The organism is Salinivibrio sp. MA427, from assembly GCF_001996115.1.
GTDB lineage: Bacteria > Pseudomonadota > Gammaproteobacteria > Enterobacterales > Vibrionaceae > Salinivibrio > Salinivibrio costicola.
In genome coordinates, this window is record NZ_MUFH01000511.1 from 1 (window position 1) to 1,719 (window position 1,719).

The window sequence follows — 1,719 nt, forward strand, 5'->3', positions numbered from 1 at the left end:
TCATAATATTGTGTACCAGCTTGAGTCTCGTCCTGCATTGGAAAGAACATCCCTGATACTCTTTAGTTCATTGAGAACTTCCGGCTTACCACCTCTTATATCAGCTTGTTCAATTCTAACATTTACTGCTGTTATATAATCATCAGGATGTCTGCCATTATGCAAAATACCTGACATGTTATCTTGGTTATTTTTGTTTGGAAGGAAAACACCATTTTCTGCAACATTAATATCGATATTGTGCTTTTTCAATATATCCCTAGAAGGCTTAGCTCCTTTTGATGTTTCCCCTACAATATGGTGAACTGCTGAGTCTTTAGGTCTAGGAACTCCCGACTCTTCCATCTTTTTAGCAAGCTCACAACTCGTCAGCCCCAACGGATCCACCCACTCTAGTGGGTTGGCAACATACGCCTGTGGCCTTAATCCTCCCGCAAACCCTATTGGGTCTGGGCTAAGATACTGGCCACTGTCTGCATCGTAATAACGGTTTACGTTATAGTAAAGGCCCGATTCCGAGTCTTCGATTTGCCCTTGGTAGCGAAGGTCACACTGTATACTGTCGTTGGCCGCTTCTTCGCGTCGTTGCCAGTGCCGTTGTGATTGCCCGTGATAATGGCCCCATAGCGCTTGCTCTCCCCGCCAGACAATATCACCTTGCTCATTACACAGCTCTTGCGGTGTGCCCGCGTGGTCGGTCACGATGTAATGCAGCTCGCTACCTTGATTATGGTGGGTGACTTGCGCCATCGGGCGGAAGCTGCCGGNCGTGGTCGGTCACGATGTAATGCAGCTCGCTACCTTGATTATGGTGGGTGACTTGCGCCATCGGGCGGAAGCTGCCGGGCTCGTAGAGGTATTCGGTTTGTTGCAACACCTGCCCATCAGCCGTGGCCTGTTGCTGCTGCACGATGTGCGCGCCGTCCCACAGGTAGTGAGTCTGTGTGTCGCTGTGCGCACATTCTTTGGCGATACGTCGCCCAAAGGGGTCGTAGCGGTAGCGATACCGCGTGCCGTTGGGCAGTTCAATGTGAGTTAAGGGGGTCTAGTACACGGCCTGTGCGGTCATGGCGGAGTTTTTGGCGCTGCACGCAAGTATGTTGGAAGCATCAGAAACGTGGATACCTCCAATGTAATACTGGAACGTGACGCTGCCGCAGTTAATCAGCAAAGTCGAAGGGCGGAGCGACAACTATGCCGATTGTAATGAATCGGTGACACAGAACTATGGATAYCCTCTTTTAGCCAGCCTAACGTTATCTTTAACAAGTTATGTCAGGCTGCAGACGAGAGTGTTGCACTTCGTGGTTGAACCCGCAGGCTTTTTATAGAGCTTCAGGTTCGTCAACTATTGATTCAATAAACGATTTAAATGAGCTCCATACACCAAAGATTTCGGCTTCTTCATGCAACACATAGAAATACACAGTACCAAAGTCATTTTCCCGTAAAGATATCGAATAGATACCAGAGCCTGGATCATAGCCAAAAGGTAACATTTCATGCTTTCTGAAACCAACAGGTAATGATTCATCGTCAAATTCATTAAACGACTCAACAACCTCGGATATAGAATAAAATGAATTAATTGGGTAGAAGTTTCTATCATCATGAACAAAAGATGGCTGAGGCTGCCCCCCATTATAATTTTTATAAATTTCCTTCATCTCTTCTGGCAGTTTAAAACCAGCAACCCTCTCTAAATTGGTTATTTCATCA

At 46.8% G+C, this 1,719-nt stretch carries 2 protein-coding genes and 1 pseudogene; all 3 read right to left on the reverse strand.

Annotated elements, in window-relative coordinates:
* The gene (locus tag BZG79_RS16875; RefSeq protein ID WP_242414230.1) at positions 1-750 is read right to left on the reverse strand and encodes an RHS repeat-associated core domain-containing protein; all 750 of its coding nucleotides are present in this window, start codon (positions 748-750) and stop codon (positions 1-3) included.
* Between the two features lie 217 nt (positions 751-967).
* Positions 968-1,030 (reverse strand): annotated as a pseudogene (locus BZG79_RS16990) (hypothetical protein); the annotation flags it as partial.
* Positions 1,031-1,325: 295 nt separating this feature from the next.
* Positions 1,326-1,719 (reverse strand): SMI1/KNR4 family protein (locus BZG79_RS15995; RefSeq protein WP_199878110.1); only part of this gene is annotated, 394 nt, incomplete at its 5' end.

Excerpts from the sequence above, each read along its gene's own strand:
- BZG79_RS16875 (WP_242414230.1), bottom strand. The coding sequence starts at position 750 with ATGGCGCAAGTCACCCACCATAATCAAGGTAGCGAGCTGCATTACATC.